Raw genomic sequence first — 22,165 nt, forward strand, 5'->3', positions numbered from 1 at the left:
TTCCGATGCGCTGAAAGTAGCGGACGGGTTTGAAATCCCAAGTGAATTTTCTTGATTTTAAGATTTTATAGCGTTGTTCGGACAATAAAAAACGCCGCGAAAGCGGCGTTTAATCAAAGTAGATGGAATGGATTATTCCTGGCCGGATGACTTGTTGCCCGAAAAGGCTTCACCGGAAACAGGCTCATTGCTTTTCTGGCTGGCCTCTTTTTGCTGAACTGCATCACGAAATGCGGCCCACTCATTTTCGTGGCGACGGTACAGTGCATCTGAAGTCTGGATATCCATTTCTATTCTCCGTTGTCGTGGCAACGCAAATAACATGGGCAGAGCAGAATCGTTGCATCACAAACGGTAAGCGTTTGAAATCTTAATCGGTTTATATGTTTATAACCGTTTTAAGTCGCCTACTTATTGGTGTGCCTGACCGTTTCAATCATCCTAAAAGATTAGTTTTCTTGAATGGAAACGCCACCTTCACCGATTTTCATTTCAATGCCGGATGGTTTGGTTTCTTCCTGATAGGTATAAATAGCAAAACCTGCCACGACGACGATGAGAGCACCGATGATCAGATAAAGTCCGTTGCGATTCACTCTGAAACTCCTGAAATTTGAGGATGTAAAAGAAACGCCTGAACCCGTCGTTGGTTCCTGACCTTCTGCTTAACGTTGAAAACTGCAAATAAGCGTAAGGCTGTGAATAAAATTCGAAAAAGCTGTTTTTATCGCTTGCTTTATATCTGGCGATTAACTAGGAAAAGGCCGCTTACAAAGCACGGAGCGTAGCGCAGCCTGGTAGCGCATCTGGTTTGGGACCAGAGGGTCGGAGGTTCGAATCCTCTCGCTCCGACCATTTTTCTTACAGATAATTTGACAAGATGAGTATGTCGCAGTGAGTTGCTGTGGCGTGTGCCTTTATCGCGTTGACATGGTGCAGCGTGTAAACTATTGCCTTGTTGAAATTATCGGCCTTCGGGCACAAGACTATAGATCAAGGTTCTTCAAATGGTTGCGCGTATTTACCGTCCAGCTAAGACCGCAATGCAGTCTGGTAAAGCCAAAACAGAAAACTGGCTTCTGGAATATGAGCCGGAAAGCGCTCGCAAGGTTGAGCCTTTGATGGGCTACACATCGTCTGGCGACATGAAGAGCCAGATTCGCCTGTCATTTGACAGCCGCGAAGATGCGATCGAATATGCGACCCGCAATGGCATTGCATACCGCGTGATCGAGCCGCACGAAGCAAAGCGCCGCAAGGTTTCTTATTCGGATAATTTCAGCTTCTACCGCGTTCAGCCTTGGACGCATTAACAGTTTAAAGCCGCTACATGTTTCGCCTTAAATCCAGTGTGATTTTGAGGATAATGAAGTAGCAGCTTTTCCCGGCCCAACACATTGTGTTAAGGCCGGGTTCTGATGGTGAGGTCCCGTAGCTCAGCTGGATAGAGCACCGGCCTTCTAAGCCGTAGGTCACTGGTTCGAATCCAGTCGGGATCGCCATCAAATCAAAGATTTAGTCGGATTGATTTCCCAAAGTTCCAATTTTCTGTAGCGCTTAAGGTCAGAACTGAGCAGAAGCTAGCGATGAGAGATTGCACGCCGCTACAGGCACGAGAAAATTTTTAAGCCTAGGTCAGTATCCTGCGCGCTCGGATCAAAAGCTTCGATTATTAAAGCGATGGGAAAGCTAGCCCGCAGTAGTTGGGCTGCGGGTGGCTCGACGTAGCGCGCATCTTGCAAGGCTTTGATTAATGGGGGAGGCGCGTTAGCGCCTACCTCAACTTTGTATCTGGCTGCTGAAATCAATAAAGACCAGTGTGCCAAACCGCGACTTTTAATTACTTCTTTGTTTTTGCGGTATCTTTAATTTGCGTAGGGAAGCGTCCAGCCAATGGGCTGGATGGGGTTTCGGTTGCCGCTGATTTGTCTTTCTTTGGTTTCCGCACTTCACGATTGCTACGTACTTGGCCTTTTGCCATGATGAACACTTTCTTGCTTATGAGCGGAAGGTTCCGGATCTGCACAGGTGTCCGTTCAGATCATTGTGCTCAAGATAGCAACAGTATCACCAATGTTGATAAACGACGTATCAATTCGAAAGAAACTCATCCAAATATACACATTCCCGCGAATGCTCGGACGCGCTTATGCAAGACTTTTTGTGCTGAGCTGCCTTCGGCGCCGGTCGCGGTGTGAAGCGTATCTGAGGTAAGTCTAGCGAAGTCGCCTTGGGTGACGGGAGGAGCAGCATCAAGTGCACTTATTCCATGTCAGGAATATCGCCGTACTGAAATATGATGGCAGGTGGTCCATATTCGCCAATATCGGGATCGGCTTCTCTGCTCCACGCCACTATACCGATATGTTTCCCCTCTAGCGCTTGAGCTGTGCGCAGAGCGCGGCCCTCGGTCTCAAGCGCGATGGGGTCAAAAGCAGGAACTAATTCCCCGTCATCGTTCCGGTCAAAGGCCGCAACCACAATAAGTCGTGCCGCCGTCATTTAATTCACTTTCCCTTGGTGTCGAGATCTAGCTCCGCATTTATTTCAGCATCATTTGCGGATTTCTTTTTAGAAGCCTTTCCCTTGCCTGTTTTGGGTTCAGGTTGACGGTCGGGTGAGCTCGTAAATTTGATTGCCATGGAATTCTTATATTACCTCTGAAGCATTTCCAGAAAACTGCGAAGTGATTTTGCGTGAGGATAATGCGTAAGTACAAATAATTAGAGCTGTTCCGGCGACAGGGTCTTGAGTGGAGCCGCTCTAAATGCGAACGTTCTTTAAATGTTCTTATTTCGCACGTAAGTCAACAGGCCTTGCAGTCGATCCAGAAACTAATTTATCCTGAACCGATCTGTCACAACACAAAGCGAATATGCGCATTGCTTATTGGCCGTGTGGTCCGTCACCACTACGCGAACGCGGGACGAATCTCGGACCACGATCACGCGGACCATCCCAATGTCGACCGCCCCGATCCCATCCGCGTCCACGGTCCCAATTGCGATCACGGTGCCAACGTCCACGATCCCATCCGCGACCGCGATAATAGTCGCGATCCCACCGATCATTACGATCATTGAGCGCGGCGCCAATGGCTACGCCCGCAATCAGTGGAATACCAATCAGTGCTGCGTTTCGGCCAAAGTCGTCTGAATAGCCGCCGCTCGAACCTTCACGCATTGCGAGATAGCGAGATGAGGCCCAGCCCGACAAGCCGCCATAGCTAATCTGGCACCAACCATAACCCGACGTACAGCCTCGCACGTTGACGGGCGCACGGCTTGGGATGCTACCAAGTGCAGCATAGCCTGTGCCCGGACCTGTGCGGACATTAAGGTTGGTTGTCACGATTGCATTAGCAGCCTGTGCTGCACCCGCAGAAAAGACGCCTAATGCAACTATTGCTGCTTTGAAAGAAAGTCTCATCGGGGTTCTCCCTGAACAACTCCATTGGTTAATAAACGATGAAGGTCGGTAAGAAGTTCCCGTTGGTCCGTTTGTCGCGTACGCTTCAGCGACGGTGACGCAGAATGACGGCAATGGCTAAACCCGCCAGGCCGATAGCGATAACACCCTGCAACACGAAAACCCAGTTCATCATGGCATTTCCTTTTGGTGCTTTCAGCACCTCAAATCGGAAGAAACTAATCTGACTGGTTCCCTACCGCATTTCTTAGGCATGTGAAACGGGTATGTATTGTTCCCAGCTTACAGCTACGGAAACATTACATTTTTTTAATCAAGCTATTCATGTTTCGTTCATCTGGCGGGGCGGACTATTGGCATCTTAAACTCAAGAAGGAAACCATGATGAAGCCGATTGTTCTCGCGCTAACCGTATTCTCGTTTCTTGCTGCACCTGTCGCGATGGCGCAACACCAGCCTTCGTCTCAAAGCAAATCACAGAAGGTTCAACAGCATAAAAGTGGTCCGAAACAGGAAGTTCGCAAGCAACAAAGCTGGAAGAAGGGCAATCGCTTGCCTGCAAACTATCGTGGTAATCAGGTGAAGAATTACTCGCAATATAAGTTGAGCAAGCCACCGCGTGGGTATCACTGGGTGAAGGTTAATAATGATTATCTTCTGATAAGTGTAGCATCAGGTATTATATCTAATATTGTTTCTGGCCGATGATGGCACAGATCAATAAAAAAGCGACTGTTGTGTCGCTTTTTTATTTGTTAACTATTCATCACGACCAAAGTATTTGTTCTTGATGGCAGCAAGTTCTTCATTTTCCTGAAGGCTGATAATTGCAATGGAAGCGGATTTTACAAGGTCGCTATGGCGCGGGAAGGCGAAGCCATATTTGTCTGGACTAAAGATATTCCCGACCATTTCAACCGGCTCGTCTGGATGCTTGTGTGCATAGTATTCTAGCACCGGGCTGTCGCCGACAATTGCCGAAATTTCATCGTTTGTCAGTGCGGTCACCGCTTCGGGTAGGTGGTCGAAGGTCACTGTCGAGATTGAGCGAGCGGCCATCATCTGTTCCGCAATACTGCCCGCACGCACACCCACAGTCTTGTTTTGTAGATCAGCTAGGTTGTTGATGTTGTTGGAGATATGCGCAACGGTCATAACGCTGGTAACGGAGGACGTTACATAAGCCACCACGGCAATGCCGAATACAAGCCAGAACGCCTGCCAAATACGACCCGCCCATCCAAAGAGATTCTTACGCGAGCTCTTGCCTGAAGTGGCAAGTGAAACAACGTGATAGAAGCTTTCTGCCAAGCCTTCCAGCCAGCGGCGTGGGAAATTTTGGTCGAACCGGCGGTCAAAGAGCGTTAGCAGAATAGTGGCAATCAGAATGACAATGCCGATCCAAGCATAGGTTGCGAGGTGGCCGGCATTTTCCAGATCGCCGATCAGATCCTCCCAGCCATTGCCGGCTTGCGTATGCACCATGATCCGCAGGCCTGCATCAAACCATGGATGGGTAAAATCGACGACTTCAGCGCGCTTTTCGGTGATGGTGATGTTTGTAACAGCTGCATCAACTTCGCTCTCCGAGACAGCCTTCACCAATGCATTATAGTTCGGATATTCGATGAACTGAGATGCTAACCCCAGACGCGTGCTTACACTGCTCCAGAGGTCGACCGCCATTCCGGTGAATGTATCGCCCTGTTTGCTGACAAAAGGCTCGCTGACGTAAACGCCGACTTTCACCTGACGTAAAGGTGCGTCCTGCGCCGCAGTGGGGAACACAGAGAGTGTCAGAAAGAAGAGTGCTACTAGACTCTGTGCGAAGGAAATAGCCGGTTTTTTAGTCAAATTCTGCGATAACACTGTCACTAGCCGAAATTTTATTGCCGATAGTCAGCGAGTATAGATATTTCAGCAAGCAATGGAAGCAAAAGGATAGTGTTGTTAGCTTTATTATTTGATATTTATATATAACTTATATTGCATTTAAAGTGAACCCGTTCGATATCGTGCTTCATAACGCAAAACGTCGATCTGAGGCACTCAGATCGACGTTGTAACAGCGGCGTTTGTAGCGTGCCAAATAAGGCGCGCTTTTGTTATTCAGATTGCGGCAAAGCCTTTTTCAAGATCTGCGATCAGGTCAGGAACATCTTCTAGGCCTATTTGCAGGCGAACGACTGGACCTGGGTAATCGCCCTTGGCGACTGTGCGATCTTTCAGGCCGACTTCATTTGCAAGGCTTTCATATCCGCCCCACGAATAGCCGAGTCCAAAAATATCGAGCGCATTCAGGAATGCGTGGGCCTCTTGGCGTCCACCGCTCTTGAGCACGAAGGCAAACACACCCGACGACCCTTTGAAATCGCGCTTCCAAAGTTCATGGCCGGGATGGCTTTCAAGCGCTGGGTGCAGCACACGATCGACAGCTGGGTGGCTTTCCAGCCAATGCGCAACCTCTAGCGCGCTTTTGCGATGATGTTCGAGACGAACGCCCATCGTGCGCAAGCCGCGCAGAATCTGATAGGCGTCATCAGGCGCCGCACACAGACCAAGCGTACCATGGGTTTCTAGCAACTGCGACCAGCATTTTTCGTTGGCCGAAATAGTTCCGAACAAAATGTCGGCATGGCCCGACGGATACTTTGTGGATGCGTGGATACTGATATCGACGCCAAAATCCAGCGGTTTAAAATAGAGCGGTGTTGCCCATGTATTGTCCATCATGACAATAGCGCCAGCCTTGTGAGCGGCGTCAACGATAGCCGGAATGTCCTGTATTTCGAACGTGTTGGAGGCAGGCGATTCCGTGAACACCACTTTGGTGTTGGGGCGCAAAAGCTTGGCAATGCCTGAGCCGATCTCCGGATCGTAATATTCAACGTCAATGCCCATACGCTTCAAGATCGTATCAGCGAAGTGGCGGGTCGGATTGTAGATCGAGTCGACAAACAGAACGTGGTCGCCGGGCGACAGGAAGGCCAGCAAGGGAATTGTGACAGCGGCCAGTCCTGACGGGACGCAGACAGTCCCAGCAGACCCTTCCAGCGCGTCGATTGCCTTGCACAATGCTTCACTAGTTGGCGTTCCCCGGGTGCCATAAGTGTATTTTTGATTGCCTGTCGCCATGGTTTGCGCATCAGGAAACAGGACCGTGGAAGCGCGCACGACGGGTGGATTAACGAACCCGTGATAGTCGCGAGGCTCGTACCCATCACGGGTCAAGCGCGTGTTTATGCCCAGCTTTTCTGTCTTGTCCTGCTTGTTAGTCACGAAATTGCCTCCAGGCCGTGTTGCATGCTGATCTACCGACTCTCATTTGGAGAGTTTTGTAAACTTGCGTCCATCGGAAACAATTTTGCAACGGAATGTGTTTGTGTCCGCTTCCGGTGGATACTTCCAATTTATTGGATAAAGCGCGCATGGGGCGGATGCAACATCGAGCTTTGTAACAGTGATAATGTAAACCAGAGAAAGAGTAATCTCGATATGCCCGATCTGAATAAGCGTAAAGCCTCAAGCATTATCTTTTATCCGGTTCGCGCAGCATCGGAGCTGATAAGAGCGCTTTTGAGGCCAGCTTATCCGGGTGCGCCGTCGAGTTGGACAATGGAGATGACGGCACTCGTTGTGCTTCTGCCTTTCGTGTTGCTGGTTTTGCATATTTGGGACGCGCAGATTGTCCGGGCTGCAATGAACAGCGATTTCATCCTCATGGAAGTTCTTCGGACGACTACCGACCTGATTCGTACGATTGTCTGGCTGGGCATAGGTATGATCGTTTGGATGGTTACAGCACTCCTGCTTTCACCTTCCATACGTCTTAACGCGCAGCAGATACTCGTTCGCTTTCACAGCTGGGCAACGCTTGTGCTTGCTTCGATTGTAGCGGGCAGTTTTCCAACTGAGATTGGGAAGCTTGTTATAGGGCGTGCACGCCCGCTTTTGCTCGATGAACTGGGGTCGGCGTATTTCTCACCGTTTCGCGGTGAACACTCCTACGAAAGCTTCCCCTCGGGACATTCCATGATGGCCGGTATCATGCTGGTATCACTATGGATTTTCTTGCCGCGCTGGCGATTTCTGACCGTGCCGGTCTGCATACTTTTCGTAATCAGCAGGCTTGCCGCCGGTGCTCATTACCCGACTGATGTCGTGGCTGGGCTGGTAATTGGCTTTATCGCGACGTGGTGGGCTGCTCGCTTTATGGCGACGCGAAATATTATTTTTTCTCTTGATGAAGATCAGATCATGCCACGTATATAAGCTTGACAAAAACGAGGTGTTTCTCACAGTGAGTTTCACCTCGTAACGCTAGTAAGTATTTGTATTTAATTAGTTATTTTAATTCTTTTCATTTTAAGTAATTGCTAATCTGCAATCCGAACAAATTTACTCGGAAATAGGGAAATCATGTAAATTTCTGCATGCATCGCGACATTTTTTTGAGCAAACAGGCTTTTCTCTGGACGTTAAGAGCTTGACCAAAACCAAAATATCGCCTTCGATAGAGCGGTGAAGGCGACAGGTGTCCTACGCCCATAAAAACCAATGAGGGTCGATAACGGCTCCGGGCGAGAGATAGCTTGTGTGATGCAGGGGTTGGGGGAGGTCTTACGACTGGCTCTTCAGCTTAATGCTAAAAATAAAGCAACAGAGACGATTGGCTGTTCGGCTTATCGATCTCCAGGGAACATAAAAGGTTGCAGGCCAGATGAAAAAAACTGTTTTGACAGGGGTATTGGGTGCAGCGGCGTTGTTTGGCGCGGCTTCGGGAGCATCGGCAGATACGCTTTCTGATGTGAAGGCGAAAGGGTTCCTGCAGTGTGGCGTCAATACAGGTTTGCTCGGTTTCGCATCGCCAGATGACAAGGGCGAATGGTCGGGCTTTGACGTTGATTATTGCCGTGCGGTTGCCGCAGCCATTTTTGGCGATCCAACCAAAGTTAAGTTTACACCACTGAACGCGAAAGAGCGATTTACCGCGCTGCAGTCCGGTGAAGTGGACGTTCTGATCCGTAACACCACTTGGACCATCAGCCGCGACACATCGCTTGGTCTCGATTTCCCGGGCGTCAATTATTATGACGGCCAGGGCTTCATGATCAATTCCAAGAAACTTTCAGGCATCAATTCCGCGCTTCAGCTTTCCGGTGCATCCATCTGCGTTCAGGCTGGTACGACCACTGAATTGAACATGGCCGACTATTTCCGCGCCAATAAGATGGATTACAATCCGGTCGTCTTTGAGAAGCTCGAAGAAGCCAACGCAGCATACGATTCTGGTCGTTGCGATGCTTACACAACTGACCAGTCCGGCCTTTATTCGACCCGCCTGACACTGGCCAATCCAGACGATCATGTCGTTTTGCCAGAAATCATTTCCAAGGAGCCGCTTGGACCGGCTGTTCGTCAGGGGGATTCAAAGTGGGCCGACGTTATCCGCTGGACCCACTATGCGTTGCTCAATGCTGAAGAGTTCGGCATCACCAAGGCAAATGTCGAAGAGATGAAAAACTCCGACAATCCGGAAATCAAGCGCTTGCTTGGCTCTGAAGCTGACACAAAGATCGGAACGGATCTCGGTCTCACCAATGATTGGGTCGTGAACATCATCAAGGGTGTTGGCAATTACGGTGAATTGTTCGAGCGCAATCTCGGTGCCGGTAGCCCGCTCAAGATTGCTCGCGGTCTGAACGCACAGTGGACCAAGGGTGGCGTGCAATACGGTATGCCTATCCGCTAAGGATTGCTGTTGTTGGATGATATCAGGCGGGGGCAGCTATGCGCCCGCCGGATTTGTCGGCTCTAGGATAGTGCTGAGAGAAACGAATTCAGGTATCCTTTGAGCAATCAGTTCGCAGATCAGAATCTGGCACATCGTACCAAGCAATTTAATCCGCGCCTCGCGCTCACTGTGCAAGGCTGCACGACTCGGCATTTAAACGTATCTGCTTTGAACTGATTATCCCGGTGGGGGTCGGGAGCTACAGCTATTTTTTCAAAGCTGATGCGAAGGCCGAAAGAAAACAGGAAACATATGGCTTCCTATTCTGTAACCGAACAACGCCGCAGCGGCGGTGGAACGTCTCTCCTGTATGATCCGCGCGTTCGCGGCATCTTCTATCAGGTTCTGGTGTTCGTCGCTGTTGTGGCTTCGATTTATTGGATCGTGGGCAACACGATCACCAATCTTCAACGTGCCAACATCGCTTCCGGCTTCGGCTTTCTGAACGGACGCGCTGGCTTCGATGTCAGTCAGACTCTGATCTCTTATTCAAGCGATTCAACCTATGGTTGGGCGGTTCTTGTCGGTCTGATCAACACGCTTTACGTCGCGGCGCTCGGTGTGGTTCTGGCGTCGGTGATCGGGTTTCTGGTCGGTATTGGGCGGCTTTCGCGTAACTGGCTGATCCGCAAGATCTGCATGGTCTACGTGGAAGTGTTCCGCAATATTCCGCCACTGCTGGTTATTTTCTTCTGGTATTTCGGCGTTCTCTCGGTTCTGCCCCAAGCGCGTGAAAGCCTTTCATTGCCGCTTGGAACTTACCTGAACAATCGCGGCTTCTTCATGCCCGCGCCCGTATGGGGCGAGGGCGCTTGGTTATTGCCGGTAGCACTGCTGCTTGGCGTCGTGGCTTCGTTTTTCGTCGCTCGCTGGGCGAAGCGCCGTCAGATGGCAACGGGTCAACCGTTTCATACAGTTCGTGTGTGTGCAGCACTTATTATCGGTTTGCCGATCCTCGCTCTGATCGCCACAGGTTTCCCGATTACTTTCGATTTGCCGAAGCTAGGGACATTCAATCTCACTGGCGGCGCACAGATTAAGCCGGAGTTTCTCGCTCTCCTGCTGGCCTTGTCGTTCTATACGGCATCGTTCATTGCGGAAACTGTTCGCGCAGGCGTTCTCGGCGTCAACAAGGGGCAGACGGAAGCCGCCTATGCGGTCGGTCTGAGGTCCGGGCAGACGATGCGTCTCATCATAGTGCCGCAGGCATTGCGCATCATTATCCCACCGCTGTCGAGCCAGTATCTCAATCTTATCAAGAATTCCTCGCTCGCTATTGCAATCGGTTATCCGGATCTTGTGGCCGTTGGCGGCACGATCCTCAACCAGACCGGTCAGGCTGTGGAAGTCGTGGCAATATGGATGGTTATCTATCTCGGCATTAGTCTGGTTACCTCCGGCATCATGAACTGGTTCAATGCCAAAATGGCGCTGGTGGAGAGATGACAATGGAAAACGCAAATCTCCAATATGTTCGCACGCAAATGGTCGAGGGTGAGACGCCACCTCGCTCGGTTCAGGGCTTTTCCCACTGGCTGCGTGTCAATCTTTTTGCAACGCCAGCTGATGCTGCTCTGACGCTCTTCGGCCTCGCGATTGTTGCATGGTTTCTACCGTCAATGATCCAATGGCTATTCATCAATGCGGCATGGACGGGTACTGATCGCACAGCATGTTTGACCGTAGCTCAGGGCGGTGTGCAGCCGGAAGGCTGGTCTGGTGCCTGCTGGGCCTTTGTGAACGCAAAATACCAGCAGTTTATCTATGGTCGCTATCCGCTTGAAGAGCGTTGGCGTGTCAATTTGACGGCAGCATTGTTTGTCGTTCTGCTGGTTCCGCTGATGATCCCGAAGGTGCCGCACAAGACGATGAACGCCATCCTGTTTTTCCTGGTGTTCCCGGTTGTTGCATTCTTTCTGCTGGTCGGCGGCTGGTTCGGCTTGCGTTATGTAGAATCATCGCTTTGGGGCGGCCTTCTCGTTACGCTGGTGCTATCCTTCGTCGGTATCACCGTGTCGCTGCCACTTGGTATTGTGCTCGCGCTCGGGCGGCGTTCAAAGTTGCCTGTGATCAAAACGCTTTCCATCATATTTATCGAAATGGTGCGCGGCGTTCCGTTAGTGACAGTCTTGTTCATGGCAAGCGTGATGCTGCCATTGTTCCTGCCACCGGGCGTGACTTTCGACAAGCTGATGCGTGCTTTGATTGGTGTGGCGCTGTTCGCATCTGCCTATATGGCTGAAGTGATACGTGGCGGCCTTCAGGCAATCCCACGTGGACAATATGAAGGAGCAGATGCTCTGGGGTTGAGTTACTGGCAGAAGACCGGCCTCATTGTATTACCGCAGGCATTGAAGATCTCGATTGCAGGCATCGTAAACACCTTCATTGGTCTCTTCAAGGATACGAGCCTTGTCTACATCATTGGATTGTTTGATCTGCTCGGCATCGTCCGTCAGAACTTCTCCGATGCAAACTGGGCTTCTCCACAGACACCTGCAACAGGATTGATCTTTGCGGGCTTTGTTTTCTGGATTTTCTGTTTCGCCATGTCGCGATACTCTATATTCATGGAACGAAGGCTCGACACGGGTCATAAACAATAAGAATCAAGGGAATATTGGAAATGAGTGCACAAAGCGCCCTCCCACAATCCGAACTCGGTGTCGAAATCGACCGTAAAAAACATGAAGTCTCGAAGACCGAAGTGGCCATCGAACTTAAGAATATGCACAAATGGTATGGCGAGTTTCACGTTCTGCGTGATATCAACCTGAAGGTCATGCGCGGCGAACGTATCGTTGTTGCGGGCCCATCGGGCTCGGGTAAGTCAACGATGATCCGTTGCATCAACCGTCTGGAAGAACACCAGAAAGGCCAGATCATCGTTGACGGTATTGAACTTACCAATGACCTCAAGAAGATCGATGAAGTGCGCCGTGAAGTCGGTATGGTGTTCCAGCACTTTAATCTCTTCCCGCATCTGACTATTCTGGAAAACTGCACGCTTGCGCCGATCTGGGTGCGTAAAATGCCAAAGAAGAAGGCGGAAGAAGTCGCCATGCATTATTTGGCGCGCGTGAAAATCCCGGAACAGGCCAACAAGTATCCGGGCCAGCTTTCAGGTGGTCAGCAGCAGCGTGTGGCAATTGCCCGTGCGCTTTGTATGAACCCAAAGGTTATGCTGTTCGACGAGCCGACATCGGCGCTTGATCCGGAAATGGTCAAGGAAGTGCTCGATACGATGGTGAGCCTTGCCGAGGAAGGTATGACGATGATTTGCGTGACGCACGAAATGGGCTTTGCGCGTCAGGTTGCCAATCGCGTGATCTTCATGGATCAGGGCCAGATCGTTGAGCAGAATTCGCCAGCCGAATTCTTCGACAATCCGCAGCATGAGCGCACCAAGCTGTTCCTGAGCCAGATCCTGCACTAAGCGATAAACTGGCTGAAATACCAGAATACCCGCCGGATAATATCCGGCGGGTATTCTGCCAATAGACTGAATGTGGCGGATTATTCGTCGTGTGGGCCTTGGCAAAACTGAATGCGATTGCCGAAAGGATCAATCACCGCCATCACGTGACCCCATGGAGCATCTTCAATGCCTGGGCGCATGTAGCGATAACCGCGCGAATTGACTTCCTTTTGGAATTCCTCGACGCCCTGCATACGCACGAAGATATTCGCGCCAGGGCTGCCGTCGCCGTGATGTTCGCTTAGATGTAGCACGAGATCCCCACGCGAAACCTGCATATAAAGCGGCATTCCCTCTGCAAAGCGATGTTCCCAATCGAGCGTGAAGCCTAGAAAGCCAACATAGAAATCTTTGGCTTTTTCGATATCGAAAATGCGGAAGATTGGGCACGTCTGTTCAAAATGGATTGTCATTCTGGCTGGCCTTTGCAACTGGTATGTCTATCCCGATAGAAGAGGTGGTCGTGACAGAATATCGTTGAACTGAACATCTGGAGCCAAAGCAATATCGCGAGTTCCATGCTTTTTACAGTAAAGAATGGTGGACCTCAGCACGCACATTTGAAGATGTGTCCCATATGCTCACGCATTGCGATCTTACGCTGTTCTGCCGCGATACAAGTGGAGCGATTATCGGCTTTGCGCGGGTGTTAAGCGATTTCACTTTCAAAGCCATGATTTTTGATGTGATCATAGCTGAACAGTGCCGTGGTCAAGGGCTTGGACAAGCACTCGTTGAACGCATTCTCAACCACGAAAAATTGCAGCGGGTCAAAAGCTTTGAGCTTTATTGTCCCGAAAGACTCATCTCCTTTTACGAAAAGCTCGGCTTTGTAAAAGGCACTTCGACCCTGCTGTCCTATCAACGATGAATTAGTCTTCGACAAAGTTGCGCAGACGCTGCAGTGCATCGTCCCATTGCGAGGAAACGGTGGTGAGATAAGCTCGGGCATCGACAAGCGGGGTAGGGCAAAGCCGGAAGCGGCTTTCTCTGCCTACTTTATCGCGCTCAACCAATCCTGCTTGTTCAAGCACCGAAAGATGCTTGGTCATGCCCTGCCTGCTAATGCTGCCGTTTTGAGAGAGCGTGACGATTGAGCGGCTTTCGCCGTCACTCAAGGTCTCGATCAGCGCCAGCCGAGTGGGATCGGCCAGCGCTGCAAAAATGGCAGATATATTTCCTGGTTGCGTGAACGAGGCTTCGGTCATTTGCTTTCGAGGTAATCCTTTATATTCCGCATCTGCTCTTCCCACCCGCCAGTATTCATTCGAAGAGCTATTGGCTGGCGATCAGCCGGTAGCGCGTCGAAGCCTGTTTCGATGACGGTAAGCCTTGTACCGGATTCTGTTTCCTTGAGCTTAAACTCTACCAGAGTCTGTGGTTCTTTAGAGTAATCCGCATCTGTTTCAATTGCATAGGGATGCCATGTGAAGGCAAAATAATGCGGAGCTTTCATATCCTTGATGAAGGAAGTCCATTTGGTGTCGCCGCATCCGTCGAACGTAAATTGACCGGTCGAAGGGGTGTCGACGATAAATGGCCCATCAATTTTGACCTTGAACCATTCACCGAATTCCTCATGGTCAGTGAGTGCGCGCCATACGCGATCAATGCCTGCGCGAAGGTCTACAGTTTTTTCTATTCGGTCCGTTACTAATGCCGTTGTCATGATCTACATCCTTTCAAATTGGCAACTGTATGGTTGCTAATTTACACGACTTAAATAGAAAAGCAACCAAAAGGTTGCATATAATTAATCGTGTGGAGATGCCTTGGCTGGAAGTGGAAAAAGCATAATAAATTTTTCTGCCAAAGCGCGGTCGCCTTTGAGCGTGAGCACATTTGCAGCTTCAAGGGCCGCGAGAGGTTGCCCGCCATAAATGGTCGCGGCCATCATGCGAGGCGAGCTTTCAAAGGCGATATCGTACTGCTCCGCTTTGCCGCGCGTAATCGCCAGTTTGCTGTCTTGCAAGTGTGCAATGAAGTCTTCTCCATCCAGCCGCAGTCCGACAATAGCTGTCAAGCCTTGTGAAAGATTGGGATCGATCATGGTTCTGAGCGAAAGCAGGAACGAAGTGGTTGAGATAGGTAAGTTTGGGTCATGGCTGGGTGAACGGGCCGCCCATCGGCCGAGCGTCTGTAGAATCGGTTCGGCCTCGTAGCCCCACTTGGTCAATTCATAGACTTTTACTGAGGCGGGAGGCGGGAGCTTCGATTTGCGTAGAATGCCAGCTTCTTCCAATCCCTCTAGCCGCTGGGTGAGGACATTGGCACTTATTCCGGGTAGGTCGGCGCGCAAATCGCTAAAGCGCTTAGGCCCAAACATCAATTCACGAATGACGAGCAAGGCCCAACGTTCACCAATCAAATCAAGGGCATGAGCCGCAGCACATGCATCATCATAGCTGCGTCTTGCTGTAGGATTGTCGCGTTTAGTTACTTTTTCTAACTTCATAGTTGCTAATTATAACTTACCTGTCATTATGTGCAAGTGAACTTACGTTGGTTGGGGCTGGCCGATTCATTAAACCCGACTATATCGCCAAGGGGGTCGGGCAGGCGATAGAAAACCAAAATGTAAAATGGGCGCTTCAAGCCCACCAATGGAGGAATAACATGCCTAAATTGATTTTCGTGAACCTGCCCGTCAAAGATGTTGCGCGCTCAACCAGTTTTTATGAAGCGATAGGCGCGACCAAAAACCCGATGTTCTCGGATGAAACAGGATCCTGCATGGTGTTTTCCGACACCATCCACGCAATGGTCCTCAGTCACGATAAATTCAGCCAGTTCACGCCAAAGAAGATTTCAGATGCGAATGCTACAAGCGAAGTGTTGATCTGCTTGTCAGCGGACAGCAAGACGGAAGTGGATGAAACGGTTGAGAAGGCCGTGAAGGCTGGCGGTCGGGCGGATCCTGCTGCAAAGCAGGATTATGGTTTCATGTATGGCCGCAGCTTTGAAGATCTCGATGGCCATATCTGGGAACTGATGTGGATGGATATGGAAGCAGCTGCCAAAGCCATGGGCTAACGCAAAGACATAGGGGCTGAGACATATGGGAGGAGAAATCCATGTCTGGTTTAACAGTCTGCCTCTGGTTTGATAATAAGGCCGAAGAGGCAGCCAATTATTACGTGTCGCTCTTCCGCGATTTGGGAAGACCGGCATCAATAGATGGCTTCATTCGGTTTGAACATGGCCATCAAACCGGAGGAACCGACGTCGTGACTGCAAATTTCACGCTCGATGGGCAGGCGATGACGGCCTTGAATGGCGGACCACAGTTCAAGTTCAATCCGGCCACGTCGCTTATTCTGAAATGCAAGGATCAAGCGGAACTTGATGCTTTTTGGGATAGGTTGCTGGAAGGCGGCTCGGCCATGGAATGTAGCTGGCTGACGGATAAATATGGCTTCGCTTGGCAAATTGTGCCGGAATTTCTGCTGGATATTTTGCAGGACGGTGCGTCAGACGTCAGACAGCGTGTCGCAAATGCCATGATGACAATGGTCAAGATTGATATCGCGACGTTGGAAGCTGCCCGAGACGCCCGTTAATTTTGCACGACCGCAACGGCATCATAACCATACAGCCAGTCCAGATCTTTCAGGAAAGAATCTGGACTGCGTATGGCAAAAAGCATGTTGCGGCCGAGCGCAAAGACACCGGTCGCGTGATAGGCGAACCGGTTCAGCTGCCCACGTTTGGCGACAGCTGCGATCCGTTCCTTACGCACTTTGTCGAAATGCTGAAGTGCCGCTTGTTGATCGGCAGCGTCTAGTGCTTCTGCCAGTGTTGCCGCGTCTTCGATGGCCATGGCCGCACCTTGCGCCCCGAAAGGCGTAACAGCGTGAGAAGCATCACCAAGCAGGATTGTTCGTCCATCGCAGACGTATTGCGCATCCGGCATCTCGAACAATGGCCAATAGGTCCATTCTGGCGCTGTGGCGATCACATCGCGAACTGCTGGGTGCCATTTCTTGTAAATAAATTTGAGCTGCTCGTGGTCTCCGACCTTTGACCAGCCTTCGCCCGGATTTTCGCCGCCTGTTATCGCGACGAAATTGAAATGTGTCCCACCTTTGACCGGATAGGCGATGAAATGAACCTGTTTACCAAGCCATGCCGATACAGCTTTTTTCAGCGGCAGTACATTTGTGAAGGATGCGGGCAAATCACTGGTAGCGATCGTGCTGCGCCACGCGATATGTCCGCTGAAGCGGGCTTTGCTTTGCGCAGCATTTGCCCGTTCTGCAGACCATACACCGTCACATCCGAGCAGATAATGCGTTTCAATGGTCTCAGTTACGTTTCCGCGACGAACCTCAGCCTGTATCGCTTGGCCAATGACTTCGTGTCGAATGATTTCCGAGCCGAGATTAATGTCTATGGCTGGGTTTTCCACGCAAGCAGCAAGTAGAGCTGATTGCAGGTCGGCGCGGTGGCAGACAAGGTAAGGGTAATGCCAGCGCTTGAGTGCTTTATCGCCAAGCTCCATTGCGAGAAGAGGGCGTGCGCTGCGACTATCAATCAGGAAAAGCGCGTCAGGCGTAACAGCTTGTGTGGAAAGCCTGGTGGCAATGCCAAGGCGTTGCAGATGGCGCATGGCGTTCGGGGCCAATTGCAGGCCCGCACCAACTTCAGAGAGTGCATTGGCTTTTTCGAAAAGCTCTACTGACCAGCCTCTGGCTGCAAGCTCAAGCGCTGCACTTAATCCTGCAACGCCTGCTCCTGCAATCAATATGCGCCCTTTGCCCAAGCTGCTCATAATTTCAGCGACACGATAATTGCCGCTATCTATTTTCAGGCAGCTTTGTCGGCTGGCGCTTCATAGACGCAGCCCGCTGGAACGGTTTCGTCAGCATGAAGCTGCGCGTTGTAGCGGTAGAGCGTCGAGCAATAAGGGCAAACGACTTCGCTTTCGTCACCCATGTCGAGGAAGACATGTGGATGATCGAAGGGTGGATTCGCGCCGACGCACATGAATTCCTTCACGCCGATTTCAATGGCATTATGGCCAGCGTCATTCTGGAAGTGTGGGATGATGTGATCGGACATGATACGCTCCGGTGCTTGTGGATCGCGACATTCTAGTGGATTGAATTTGACGTTTGAATCCAGACTGACACACACGCTGTGTCAAACGTCAAATTCGAAAAATCCACTAGATTCATAAGCTTGCTAGTGGTCTGATTCCAACATTTGTCCGACGCCTGTATCCGAGGGATGAAAATGTCGGAATCAGACCACTAGTAGGGTGGCTATTTTGGGAGGGTTTACCGCGAACGGCTTGTTTCTGGAAGCGTTTTCATCAATTCTGGAGACATTTCAAGCGGTTTGCTATCAAACTGTCATATGACAGCCATAGGCTTATGGTCGCGCCGGGATTTTCCGGTAAAAGCCGGGACAGGAAAAATGAACGAAAACAGCGTTATGGCACCCCAAACCACAGATTTGACCTCCGATGTGACCACAGAGGCAGCAACTGATGTTTCTGCGGGCAAGAACACCGGCAAAGTTCAAAACGCTCACGAAGCTTTGAACGATGACCAGACCTCGGCGCTGATGCAAAGCCCTGAGCGCTTCGTCAATCGCGAGTTTTCCTGGCTGCAGTTCAATCGCCGTGTTCTTGAAGAAGCTGCGAATATAACCCAGCCCTTGCTTGAGCGCCTAAGATTTCTGTCCATTTCAGCAGCCAATCTCGATGAGTTTTTCATGGTCCGCATTGCGGGGCTCGCTGCACAGGTGCGCGCTGGTGTTGCCATGCGCAGTGCTGATGGCCGCACTCCCCAAGAGCAGCTCGATTTTGTTCTGGAGGAGGTAGGACGCCTCCAGGAGGGCCAGCAGGAGCGTCTGCGCACGCTGCGTGAGGAGCTTGAAAAAGAGAGTATCGAAATCGTGCGCCCGTTGGCTTTGTCAAAGACGGAGAAGGAATGGCTTGAGAATCATTTCCTTGAGACGATTTTCCCGGTTCTGACTCCGCTTTCCATCGACCCGGCTCATCCGTTTCCGTTCATTCCCAATCTCGGCTTTTCCATTGCGCTGCAACTCGCGCGCCGCCTCGACAGCCATCCGATGACTGCACTCTTGCGTATTCCTGTTGCGCTCAGGCGTTTCATCCAGCTGCCGACCGAGCAACAGAATGCTTACCGTTTCATCACGATTGAGGATGCAGTCAGCCTGTTCATTGGCCGCCTTTTCCCGGGCTATGAAGTGCGTGGCGCAGGAACATTCCGCATCATTCGTGACAGCGATATCGAAGTGGAAGAAGAGGCGGAAGATCTCGTCCGTCTTTTTGAAACTGCGTTGAAGCGTCGTCGGCGCGGTCAGGTCATCCGTATTGAGTTTGACTCCGAAATCCCTGAGGCGCTGCGGGTCTTCGTTGCAACCGAGCTTGGCGTATCGGAAAACAGGATTAGCGTTCTGGAAGGCCTCCTTGCGCTCAACATGATTTCGGAAATCGTGTCGATTCCACGCGATGATCTCAAGTTCATATCCTACAATCCGCGCTTCCCAGAACGTATTCGCGAACATGGCGGCGATTGTTTCGCAGCGATTCGCGAGAAAGATATCGTTGTCCACCATCCATATGAATCGTTCGACGTTGTAGTACAGTTCCTGCGTCAGGCCGCTGCAGACCCGGATGTGCTGGCGATCAAGCAGACGCTTTATCGCACCTCCAATGACAGCCCGATTGTACGCGCACTGGTTGATGCTGCTGAAGCAGGCAAGTCGGTTACGGCGCTTGTCGAACTGAAGGCGCGTTTCGATGAAGAAGCCAATATTCGCTGGGCACGTGATCTTGAACGCGCTGGCGTGCAGGTTGTGTTCGGCTTCATTGAGCTGAAAACACATGCGAAGATGTCGCTCGTGGTGCGCCGTGAAGACCAGAGACTGCGCACATATGTGCATCTGGGTACCGGCAATTATCATCCGATCACGGCGCGTATCTATACCGATCTGTCGTTCTTTACATCTGATCCCGATATTGCGCGCGATGTAGCGCATATTTTCAATTTCATCACGGGCTATGCGCAACCGGCTGAAGAGATGAAAATCGCTATTTCACCGCTGACGCTTCGCACGCGAATCCTCAAGCACATCGAAGACGAAATCACCAATGCGAAGGCCGGACAGCCTGCTGCGATCTGGATGAAGATGAATTCGCTCGTCGATCCACAGATTATTGATGCGCTCTATAAGGCAAGTCAGGCAGGCGTTCACATCGATCTGGTGGTGCGTGGCATTTGCTGTCTGCGACCGGGTGTTCCGGGTCTCTCAGATAACATCCGCGCAAAGTCCATTGTTGGACGTTTTCTTGAGCACAGCCGCATATTTTGCTTTGGAAACGGGCATGACCTACCTTCCGGCAAGGCAATCGTCTATATCGGTTCAGCCGATATGATGCCACGCAATCTCGACCGCCGCGTTGAGACTTTGGTGCCCATCACCAATGCCACCGTGCATCAGCAAATCCTGTCGCAGATCATGTTTGCCAACATAATTGATAACCAGCAGAGCTATCAGCTACTTGCGGATGGCACCTCTCGCCGGATAGAAAAAGAAGCTGGAGAAGAAGCTTTCAACGCGCAGGAATATTTCATGACAAATCCAAGCTTGTCGGGTCGCGGAAAGTCGCTGAAGTCATCTGCCCCCCGCCTGATTGCGCATCGTAAACGTGCGCAGGCGGAAAGAAACACGACTTCATGAGTCCAGCAGTCGCACAAGGCCGTTTGAAAGGCCTCAAGCCCGTCGCGGTCATCGACATTGGGTCCAACTCGATTCGTGTCGTGGTTTATGAAGGCATCGTTCGTTCGCCGACGGTGCTTTTTAATGAAAAGCTTCTCTGTGGTCTTGGCAAGGGATTGGCCAAGACCGGCAAGCTTAATGAAAAATCTGTCGATATAGCATTGCGCGCTTTGAAGCGGTTCCGTGTTCTGGCCGAACAGGCTGGCGCGATTTCGATTCATGCGCTGGCAACCGCAGCCGCGCGCGAAGCGAAGAATGGTCCCGATTTTATCGCACAGGCTGAAGCCATTCTCGGTCGGCATATTGAAGTCTTGTCCGGCAAGGAAGAAGCCTATTATTCCGCACTCGGCATTATTTCCGGATTCTACAAGCCACAAGGCGTAACGGGCGACCTTGGCGGCGGCAGTCTTGAGCTGGTTGGTGTCAACGATCATGACGTAGGCGAGGGCATTACGCTTCCGCTCGGTGGCCTTCGGTTGCAGGACATGTCCAACGAACAGCTTCCAGAGGCTGCGAAGATCACCCGTACGGAACTTGCGCGCGCAACGCTTCTTGAACAGCATCAGGGGGAGGTGTTCTACGCAGTTGGCGGCACGTGGCGAAATCTCGCCAAGCTGCACATGACTGCAAAGCACTATACGCTTCATGTCATGCACGGATATGAGATGGACCCGGTGGAAGCGCAGAGTTTCCTAAAGCGTGTTGCAAAAGGCAATCTCGACACGATGCGCGGCATCGAAGCGGTGTCGAAAAACCGTCGCCAGCTTCTTGCTTATGGCGCAACCGTTCTGCTTGAAACTATTCGGCGTATGAAACCATCGAAGATCGTATTTTCGGCTCTTGGTGTGCGTGAGGGTTATCTGTATTCGCTGCTGCCGAAGAACGAGCAGAGGCTCGATCCTCTGCTGGCATCGGCGGAAGAACTGGCAATCCTGCGCTCGCGTTCACCGCGTCATGCGCGCGAACTTGCAACATGGACCACACTTTCTTTGCCGGTTCTCGGATTTGACGAGACTGAAGATGAAAGTCGTTACCGACAGGCGGCCTGTCTGGTTGCCGACATAAGTTGGCGTGCACATCCTGATTATCGCGGCTCGCAGGCACTGAACATCATCGCGCATGGTTCGTTTGGTGGTATTGATCACCCGGGCCGTTCTTTCATGGCACTGGCAAATTATTATCGCCACGAAGGGCTGGTCGAGGACGAGATTGCGCCGGAGATTTTGCAACTTGCAACGCCACGATTGCGTGAGCGTGCCAGGCTGCTGGGCGCGCTCTTACGCGTTATCTATCTGCTTTCGGCGTCCATGCCGGGCGTGATTCCTCGCCTTTATTGGCGTGAAGAGGATAACGGCATTGCGCTGGTCGTGCCGGGGGATCTCGCTGATTTGATTTCCGATCGTCCAGAAGGGCGATTGCAGCAACTTGCCAAGCTTACCGGGAAAAACCTGTACTTTGCCGTCGGCGACAGCGCCATTGAGGCGAAAGAGCACCCTTAGAGCGCGTTTCGATCTGATTGGATCAGATCGGCGCTCTAATTATCTGTTTTAACGCGCATCTTTGTCCGAAAACCGTTTCACACTTTTCGGGATGCGCTCTAGGCTCCAAACCCAATTAAACATTTGATCAAATTACTTCTTCATGATTCACTCTCCTGATAACGGGAGTTTTGGAGCATGGCAGGAGAATTCTGGCTTGATGATCGGCAATGG

At 51.1% G+C, this 22,165-nt stretch carries 24 protein-coding genes and 2 tRNA genes; 14 read left to right on the forward strand and 12 right to left on the reverse strand.

From position 1 onward, the window contains the following. Positions 1–132: 132 nt before the first annotated feature. Positions 133–288 (reverse strand): hypothetical protein, encoded by a 156-nt coding sequence (locus OIV19_RS21345; RefSeq protein WP_167388292.1) that lies wholly within the window; start codon positions 286–288, stop codon positions 133–135. Positions 289–449: 161 nt separating this feature from the next. Then, a complete protein-coding gene (locus OIV19_RS21350; protein ID WP_095446364.1) occupies positions 450–596 on the reverse strand; it encodes a hypothetical protein in 147 nt (48 codons plus the stop codon). Positions 597–778: 182 nt separating this feature from the next. Between OIV19_RS21350 and OIV19_RS21355 the strand changes: the two genes are divergently transcribed. The 3 genes from OIV19_RS21355 (at position 779) to OIV19_RS21365 (ending at position 1,502) form a co-directional block, all read left to right on the forward strand. After that, positions 779–855, forward strand: a tRNA-Pro gene (locus OIV19_RS21355). Between the two features lie 152 nt (positions 856–1,007). Continuing rightward, the gene (locus tag OIV19_RS21360) at positions 1,008–1,313 is read left to right on the forward strand and encodes an ETC complex I subunit (protein ID WP_024897387.1); all 306 of its coding nucleotides are present in this window, start codon (positions 1,008–1,010) and stop codon (positions 1,311–1,313) included. Between the two features lie 112 nt (positions 1,314–1,425). Continuing rightward, positions 1,426–1,502, forward strand: a tRNA-Arg gene (locus tag OIV19_RS21365). A gap of 760 nt (positions 1,503–2,262) precedes the next feature. On the opposite strand, the gene OIV19_RS21370 is transcribed toward OIV19_RS21365, so the two are convergent. Together OIV19_RS21370 and OIV19_RS21375 are read right to left on the reverse strand one after the other, a co-directional pair. After that, positions 2,263–2,502: a hypothetical protein gene (locus tag OIV19_RS21370; protein WP_264233701.1), complete on the reverse strand. Its 240-nt coding sequence runs from the start codon at positions 2,500–2,502 to the stop codon at positions 2,263–2,265. Between the two features lie 384 nt (positions 2,503–2,886). Next, positions 2,887–3,429, reverse strand: coding sequence for an SH3 domain-containing protein (locus OIV19_RS21375; protein ID WP_095446366.1), 543 nt, complete (start codon positions 3,427–3,429; stop codon positions 2,887–2,889). A 381-nt stretch (positions 3,430–3,810) separates the two neighbouring features. On the opposite strand from OIV19_RS21375, the gene OIV19_RS21380 reads away from it, so the two are divergent. Further along, positions 3,811–4,137, forward strand: a complete 327-nt coding sequence (locus OIV19_RS21380; RefSeq protein ID WP_264233702.1) for an RcnB family protein — start codon at positions 3,811–3,813, stop codon at positions 4,135–4,137. A 51-nt stretch (positions 4,138–4,188) separates the two neighbouring features. On the opposite strand, the gene OIV19_RS21385 is transcribed toward OIV19_RS21380, so the two are convergent. Together OIV19_RS21385 and OIV19_RS21390 are read right to left on the reverse strand one after the other, a co-directional pair. Then, the gene (locus OIV19_RS21385; RefSeq protein ID WP_264233703.1) at positions 4,189–5,283 is read right to left on the reverse strand and encodes a transporter substrate-binding domain-containing protein; all 1,095 of its coding nucleotides are present in this window, start codon (positions 5,281–5,283) and stop codon (positions 4,189–4,191) included. A gap of 255 nt (positions 5,284–5,538) precedes the next feature. Continuing rightward, positions 5,539–6,708, reverse strand: coding sequence for a cystathionine beta-lyase (locus OIV19_RS21390; protein ID WP_264233704.1), 1,170 nt, complete (start codon positions 6,706–6,708; stop codon positions 5,539–5,541). Between the two features lie 216 nt (positions 6,709–6,924). Between OIV19_RS21390 and lpxE the strand changes: the two genes are divergently transcribed. The 5 genes from lpxE to OIV19_RS21415 all read left to right on the forward strand — a co-directional run bounded on the left by lpxE (position 6,925) and on the right by OIV19_RS21415 (position 12,659). Beyond that, positions 6,925–7,701: a lipid A 1-phosphatase LpxE gene (gene lpxE / locus OIV19_RS21395; RefSeq protein ID WP_264233705.1), complete on the forward strand. Its 777-nt coding sequence runs from the start codon at positions 6,925–6,927 to the stop codon at positions 7,699–7,701. A gap of 448 nt (positions 7,702–8,149) precedes the next feature. Beyond that, the gene (locus OIV19_RS21400; RefSeq protein ID WP_024897392.1) at positions 8,150–9,181 is read left to right on the forward strand and encodes an amino acid ABC transporter substrate-binding protein; all 1,032 of its coding nucleotides are present in this window, start codon (positions 8,150–8,152) and stop codon (positions 9,179–9,181) included. 294 nt (positions 9,182–9,475) lie between these two features. Further along, positions 9,476–10,669 (forward strand): amino acid ABC transporter permease, encoded by a 1,194-nt coding sequence (locus OIV19_RS21405; protein ID WP_264233706.1) that lies wholly within the window; start codon positions 9,476–9,478, stop codon positions 10,667–10,669. Between the two features lie 2 nt (positions 10,670–10,671). Next, entirely contained in the window at positions 10,672–11,829 is a 1,158-nt protein-coding gene (locus OIV19_RS21410; protein WP_095446371.1) for an amino acid ABC transporter permease, read from the forward strand. A gap of 20 nt (positions 11,830–11,849) precedes the next feature. Further along, complete coding sequence (locus OIV19_RS21415; protein WP_208636303.1) at positions 11,850–12,659, forward strand: amino acid ABC transporter ATP-binding protein; 810 nt, start codon at positions 11,850–11,852, stop codon at positions 12,657–12,659. An 80-nt stretch (positions 12,660–12,739) separates the two neighbouring features. Here the strand turns inward: OIV19_RS21415 and OIV19_RS21420 are convergent, their stop codons facing one another. Then, a complete protein-coding gene (locus tag OIV19_RS21420) occupies positions 12,740–13,114 on the reverse strand; it encodes a glyoxalase superfamily protein (RefSeq protein ID WP_264233707.1) in 375 nt (124 codons plus the stop codon). Between the two features lie 77 nt (positions 13,115–13,191). Between OIV19_RS21420 and OIV19_RS21425 the strand changes: the two genes are divergently transcribed. Next, a complete protein-coding gene (locus tag OIV19_RS21425) occupies positions 13,192–13,572 on the forward strand; it encodes a GNAT family N-acetyltransferase (RefSeq protein WP_369698108.1) in 381 nt (126 codons plus the stop codon). Position 13,573: 1 nt separating this feature from the next. On the opposite strand, the gene OIV19_RS21430 is transcribed toward OIV19_RS21425, so the two are convergent. The 3 genes from OIV19_RS21430 to OIV19_RS21440 all read right to left on the reverse strand — a co-directional run bounded on the left by OIV19_RS21430 (position 13,574) and on the right by OIV19_RS21440 (position 15,156). After that, the gene (locus OIV19_RS21430) at positions 13,574–13,909 is read right to left on the reverse strand and encodes an ArsR/SmtB family transcription factor (RefSeq protein ID WP_264233709.1); all 336 of its coding nucleotides are present in this window, start codon (positions 13,907–13,909) and stop codon (positions 13,574–13,576) included. Further along, entirely contained in the window at positions 13,906–14,370 is a 465-nt protein-coding gene (locus tag OIV19_RS21435; RefSeq protein WP_151091469.1) for an SRPBCC family protein, read from the reverse strand. Before OIV19_RS21435 ends, OIV19_RS21430 begins: the two co-directional genes overlap by 4 nt. A gap of 84 nt (positions 14,371–14,454) precedes the next feature. After that, complete coding sequence (locus OIV19_RS21440) at positions 14,455–15,156, reverse strand: winged helix-turn-helix transcriptional regulator (RefSeq protein ID WP_264233713.1); 702 nt, start codon at positions 15,154–15,156, stop codon at positions 14,455–14,457. A 161-nt stretch (positions 15,157–15,317) separates the two neighbouring features. Between OIV19_RS21440 and OIV19_RS21445 the strand changes: the two genes are divergently transcribed. Both OIV19_RS21445 and OIV19_RS21450 read left to right on the forward strand, forming a co-directional pair. Next, positions 15,318–15,734, forward strand: coding sequence for a VOC family protein (locus OIV19_RS21445; RefSeq protein ID WP_095446376.1), 417 nt, complete (start codon positions 15,318–15,320; stop codon positions 15,732–15,734). A 41-nt stretch (positions 15,735–15,775) separates the two neighbouring features. After that, complete coding sequence (locus OIV19_RS21450) at positions 15,776–16,261, forward strand: VOC family protein (RefSeq protein ID WP_095446377.1); 486 nt, start codon at positions 15,776–15,778, stop codon at positions 16,259–16,261. On the opposite strand, the gene OIV19_RS21455 is transcribed toward OIV19_RS21450, so the two are convergent. After that, entirely contained in the window at positions 16,258–17,463 is a 1,206-nt protein-coding gene (locus OIV19_RS21455; protein ID WP_264233720.1) for an FAD-binding protein, read from the reverse strand. The genes OIV19_RS21450 and OIV19_RS21455 overlap by 4 nt on opposite strands. Positions 17,464–17,507: 44 nt before the next feature. Beyond that, complete coding sequence (locus OIV19_RS21460) at positions 17,508–17,762, reverse strand: zinc-finger domain-containing protein (protein WP_024897404.1); 255 nt, start codon at positions 17,760–17,762, stop codon at positions 17,508–17,510. Positions 17,763–18,119: 357 nt separating this feature from the next. Here OIV19_RS21460 and OIV19_RS21465 point away from each other — a divergent pair, with 357 nt between their 5' ends. Further along, the gene (locus OIV19_RS21465) at positions 18,120–20,414 is read left to right on the forward strand and encodes an RNA degradosome polyphosphate kinase (protein ID WP_264233716.1); all 2,295 of its coding nucleotides are present in this window, start codon (positions 18,120–18,122) and stop codon (positions 20,412–20,414) included. Continuing rightward, positions 20,411–21,952: an exopolyphosphatase gene (gene ppx, locus OIV19_RS21470; protein WP_095446379.1), complete on the forward strand. Its 1,542-nt coding sequence runs from the start codon at positions 20,411–20,413 to the stop codon at positions 21,950–21,952. The genes OIV19_RS21465 and ppx overlap by 4 nt, the downstream gene beginning before the upstream one ends. Positions 21,953–22,165 lie beyond the last annotated feature (213 nt).

It is taken from the genome of Brucella sp. HL-2 (assembly GCF_025846885.2).
Classification (GTDB): Bacteria; Pseudomonadota; Alphaproteobacteria; order Rhizobiales; family Rhizobiaceae; genus Brucella; species Brucella quorumnocens.

Excerpts from the sequence above, each read along its gene's own strand:
- ppx (WP_095446379.1), top strand. The coding sequence starts at position 20,411 with ATGAGTCCAGCAGTCGCACAAGGCCGTTTGAAAGGCCTCAAGCCCGTC.
- OIV19_RS21460 (WP_024897404.1), bottom strand. The coding sequence starts at position 17,762 with ATGTCCGATCACATCATCCCACACTTCCAGAATGACGCTGGCCATAAT.
- OIV19_RS21465 (WP_264233716.1), top strand. The coding sequence starts at position 18,120 with ATGAACGAAAACAGCGTTATGGCACCCCAAACCACAGATTTGACCTCC.
- OIV19_RS21435 (WP_151091469.1), bottom strand. The coding sequence starts at position 14,370 with ATGACAACGGCATTAGTAACGGACCGAATAGAAAAAACTGTAGACCTT.
- lpxE (WP_264233705.1), top strand. The coding sequence starts at position 6,925 with ATGCCCGATCTGAATAAGCGTAAAGCCTCAAGCATTATCTTTTATCCG.
- OIV19_RS21445 (WP_095446376.1), top strand. The coding sequence starts at position 15,318 with ATGCCTAAATTGATTTTCGTGAACCTGCCCGTCAAAGATGTTGCGCGC.
- OIV19_RS21420 (WP_264233707.1), bottom strand. The coding sequence starts at position 13,114 with ATGACAATCCATTTTGAACAGACGTGCCCAATCTTCCGCATTTTCGAT.
- OIV19_RS21370 (WP_264233701.1), bottom strand. The coding sequence starts at position 2,502 with ATGACGGCGGCACGACTTATTGTGGTTGCGGCCTTTGACCGGAACGAT.
- OIV19_RS21380 (WP_264233702.1), top strand. The coding sequence starts at position 3,811 with ATGATGAAGCCGATTGTTCTCGCGCTAACCGTATTCTCGTTTCTTGCT.
- OIV19_RS21400 (WP_024897392.1), top strand. The coding sequence starts at position 8,150 with ATGAAAAAAACTGTTTTGACAGGGGTATTGGGTGCAGCGGCGTTGTTT.
- OIV19_RS21360 (WP_024897387.1), top strand. The coding sequence starts at position 1,008 with ATGGTTGCGCGTATTTACCGTCCAGCTAAGACCGCAATGCAGTCTGGT.
- OIV19_RS21415 (WP_208636303.1), top strand. The coding sequence starts at position 11,850 with ATGAGTGCACAAAGCGCCCTCCCACAATCCGAACTCGGTGTCGAAATC.
- OIV19_RS21405 (WP_264233706.1), top strand. The coding sequence starts at position 9,476 with ATGGCTTCCTATTCTGTAACCGAACAACGCCGCAGCGGCGGTGGAACG.
- OIV19_RS21440 (WP_264233713.1), bottom strand. The coding sequence starts at position 15,156 with ATGAAGTTAGAAAAAGTAACTAAACGCGACAATCCTACAGCAAGACGC.
- OIV19_RS21430 (WP_264233709.1), bottom strand. The coding sequence starts at position 13,909 with ATGACCGAAGCCTCGTTCACGCAACCAGGAAATATATCTGCCATTTTT.
- OIV19_RS21375 (WP_095446366.1), bottom strand. The coding sequence starts at position 3,429 with ATGAGACTTTCTTTCAAAGCAGCAATAGTTGCATTAGGCGTCTTTTCT.
- OIV19_RS21410 (WP_095446371.1), top strand. The coding sequence starts at position 10,672 with ATGGAAAACGCAAATCTCCAATATGTTCGCACGCAAATGGTCGAGGGT.
- OIV19_RS21450 (WP_095446377.1), top strand. The coding sequence starts at position 15,776 with ATGTCTGGTTTAACAGTCTGCCTCTGGTTTGATAATAAGGCCGAAGAG.
- OIV19_RS21345 (WP_167388292.1), bottom strand. The coding sequence starts at position 288 with ATGGATATCCAGACTTCAGATGCACTGTACCGTCGCCACGAAAATGAG.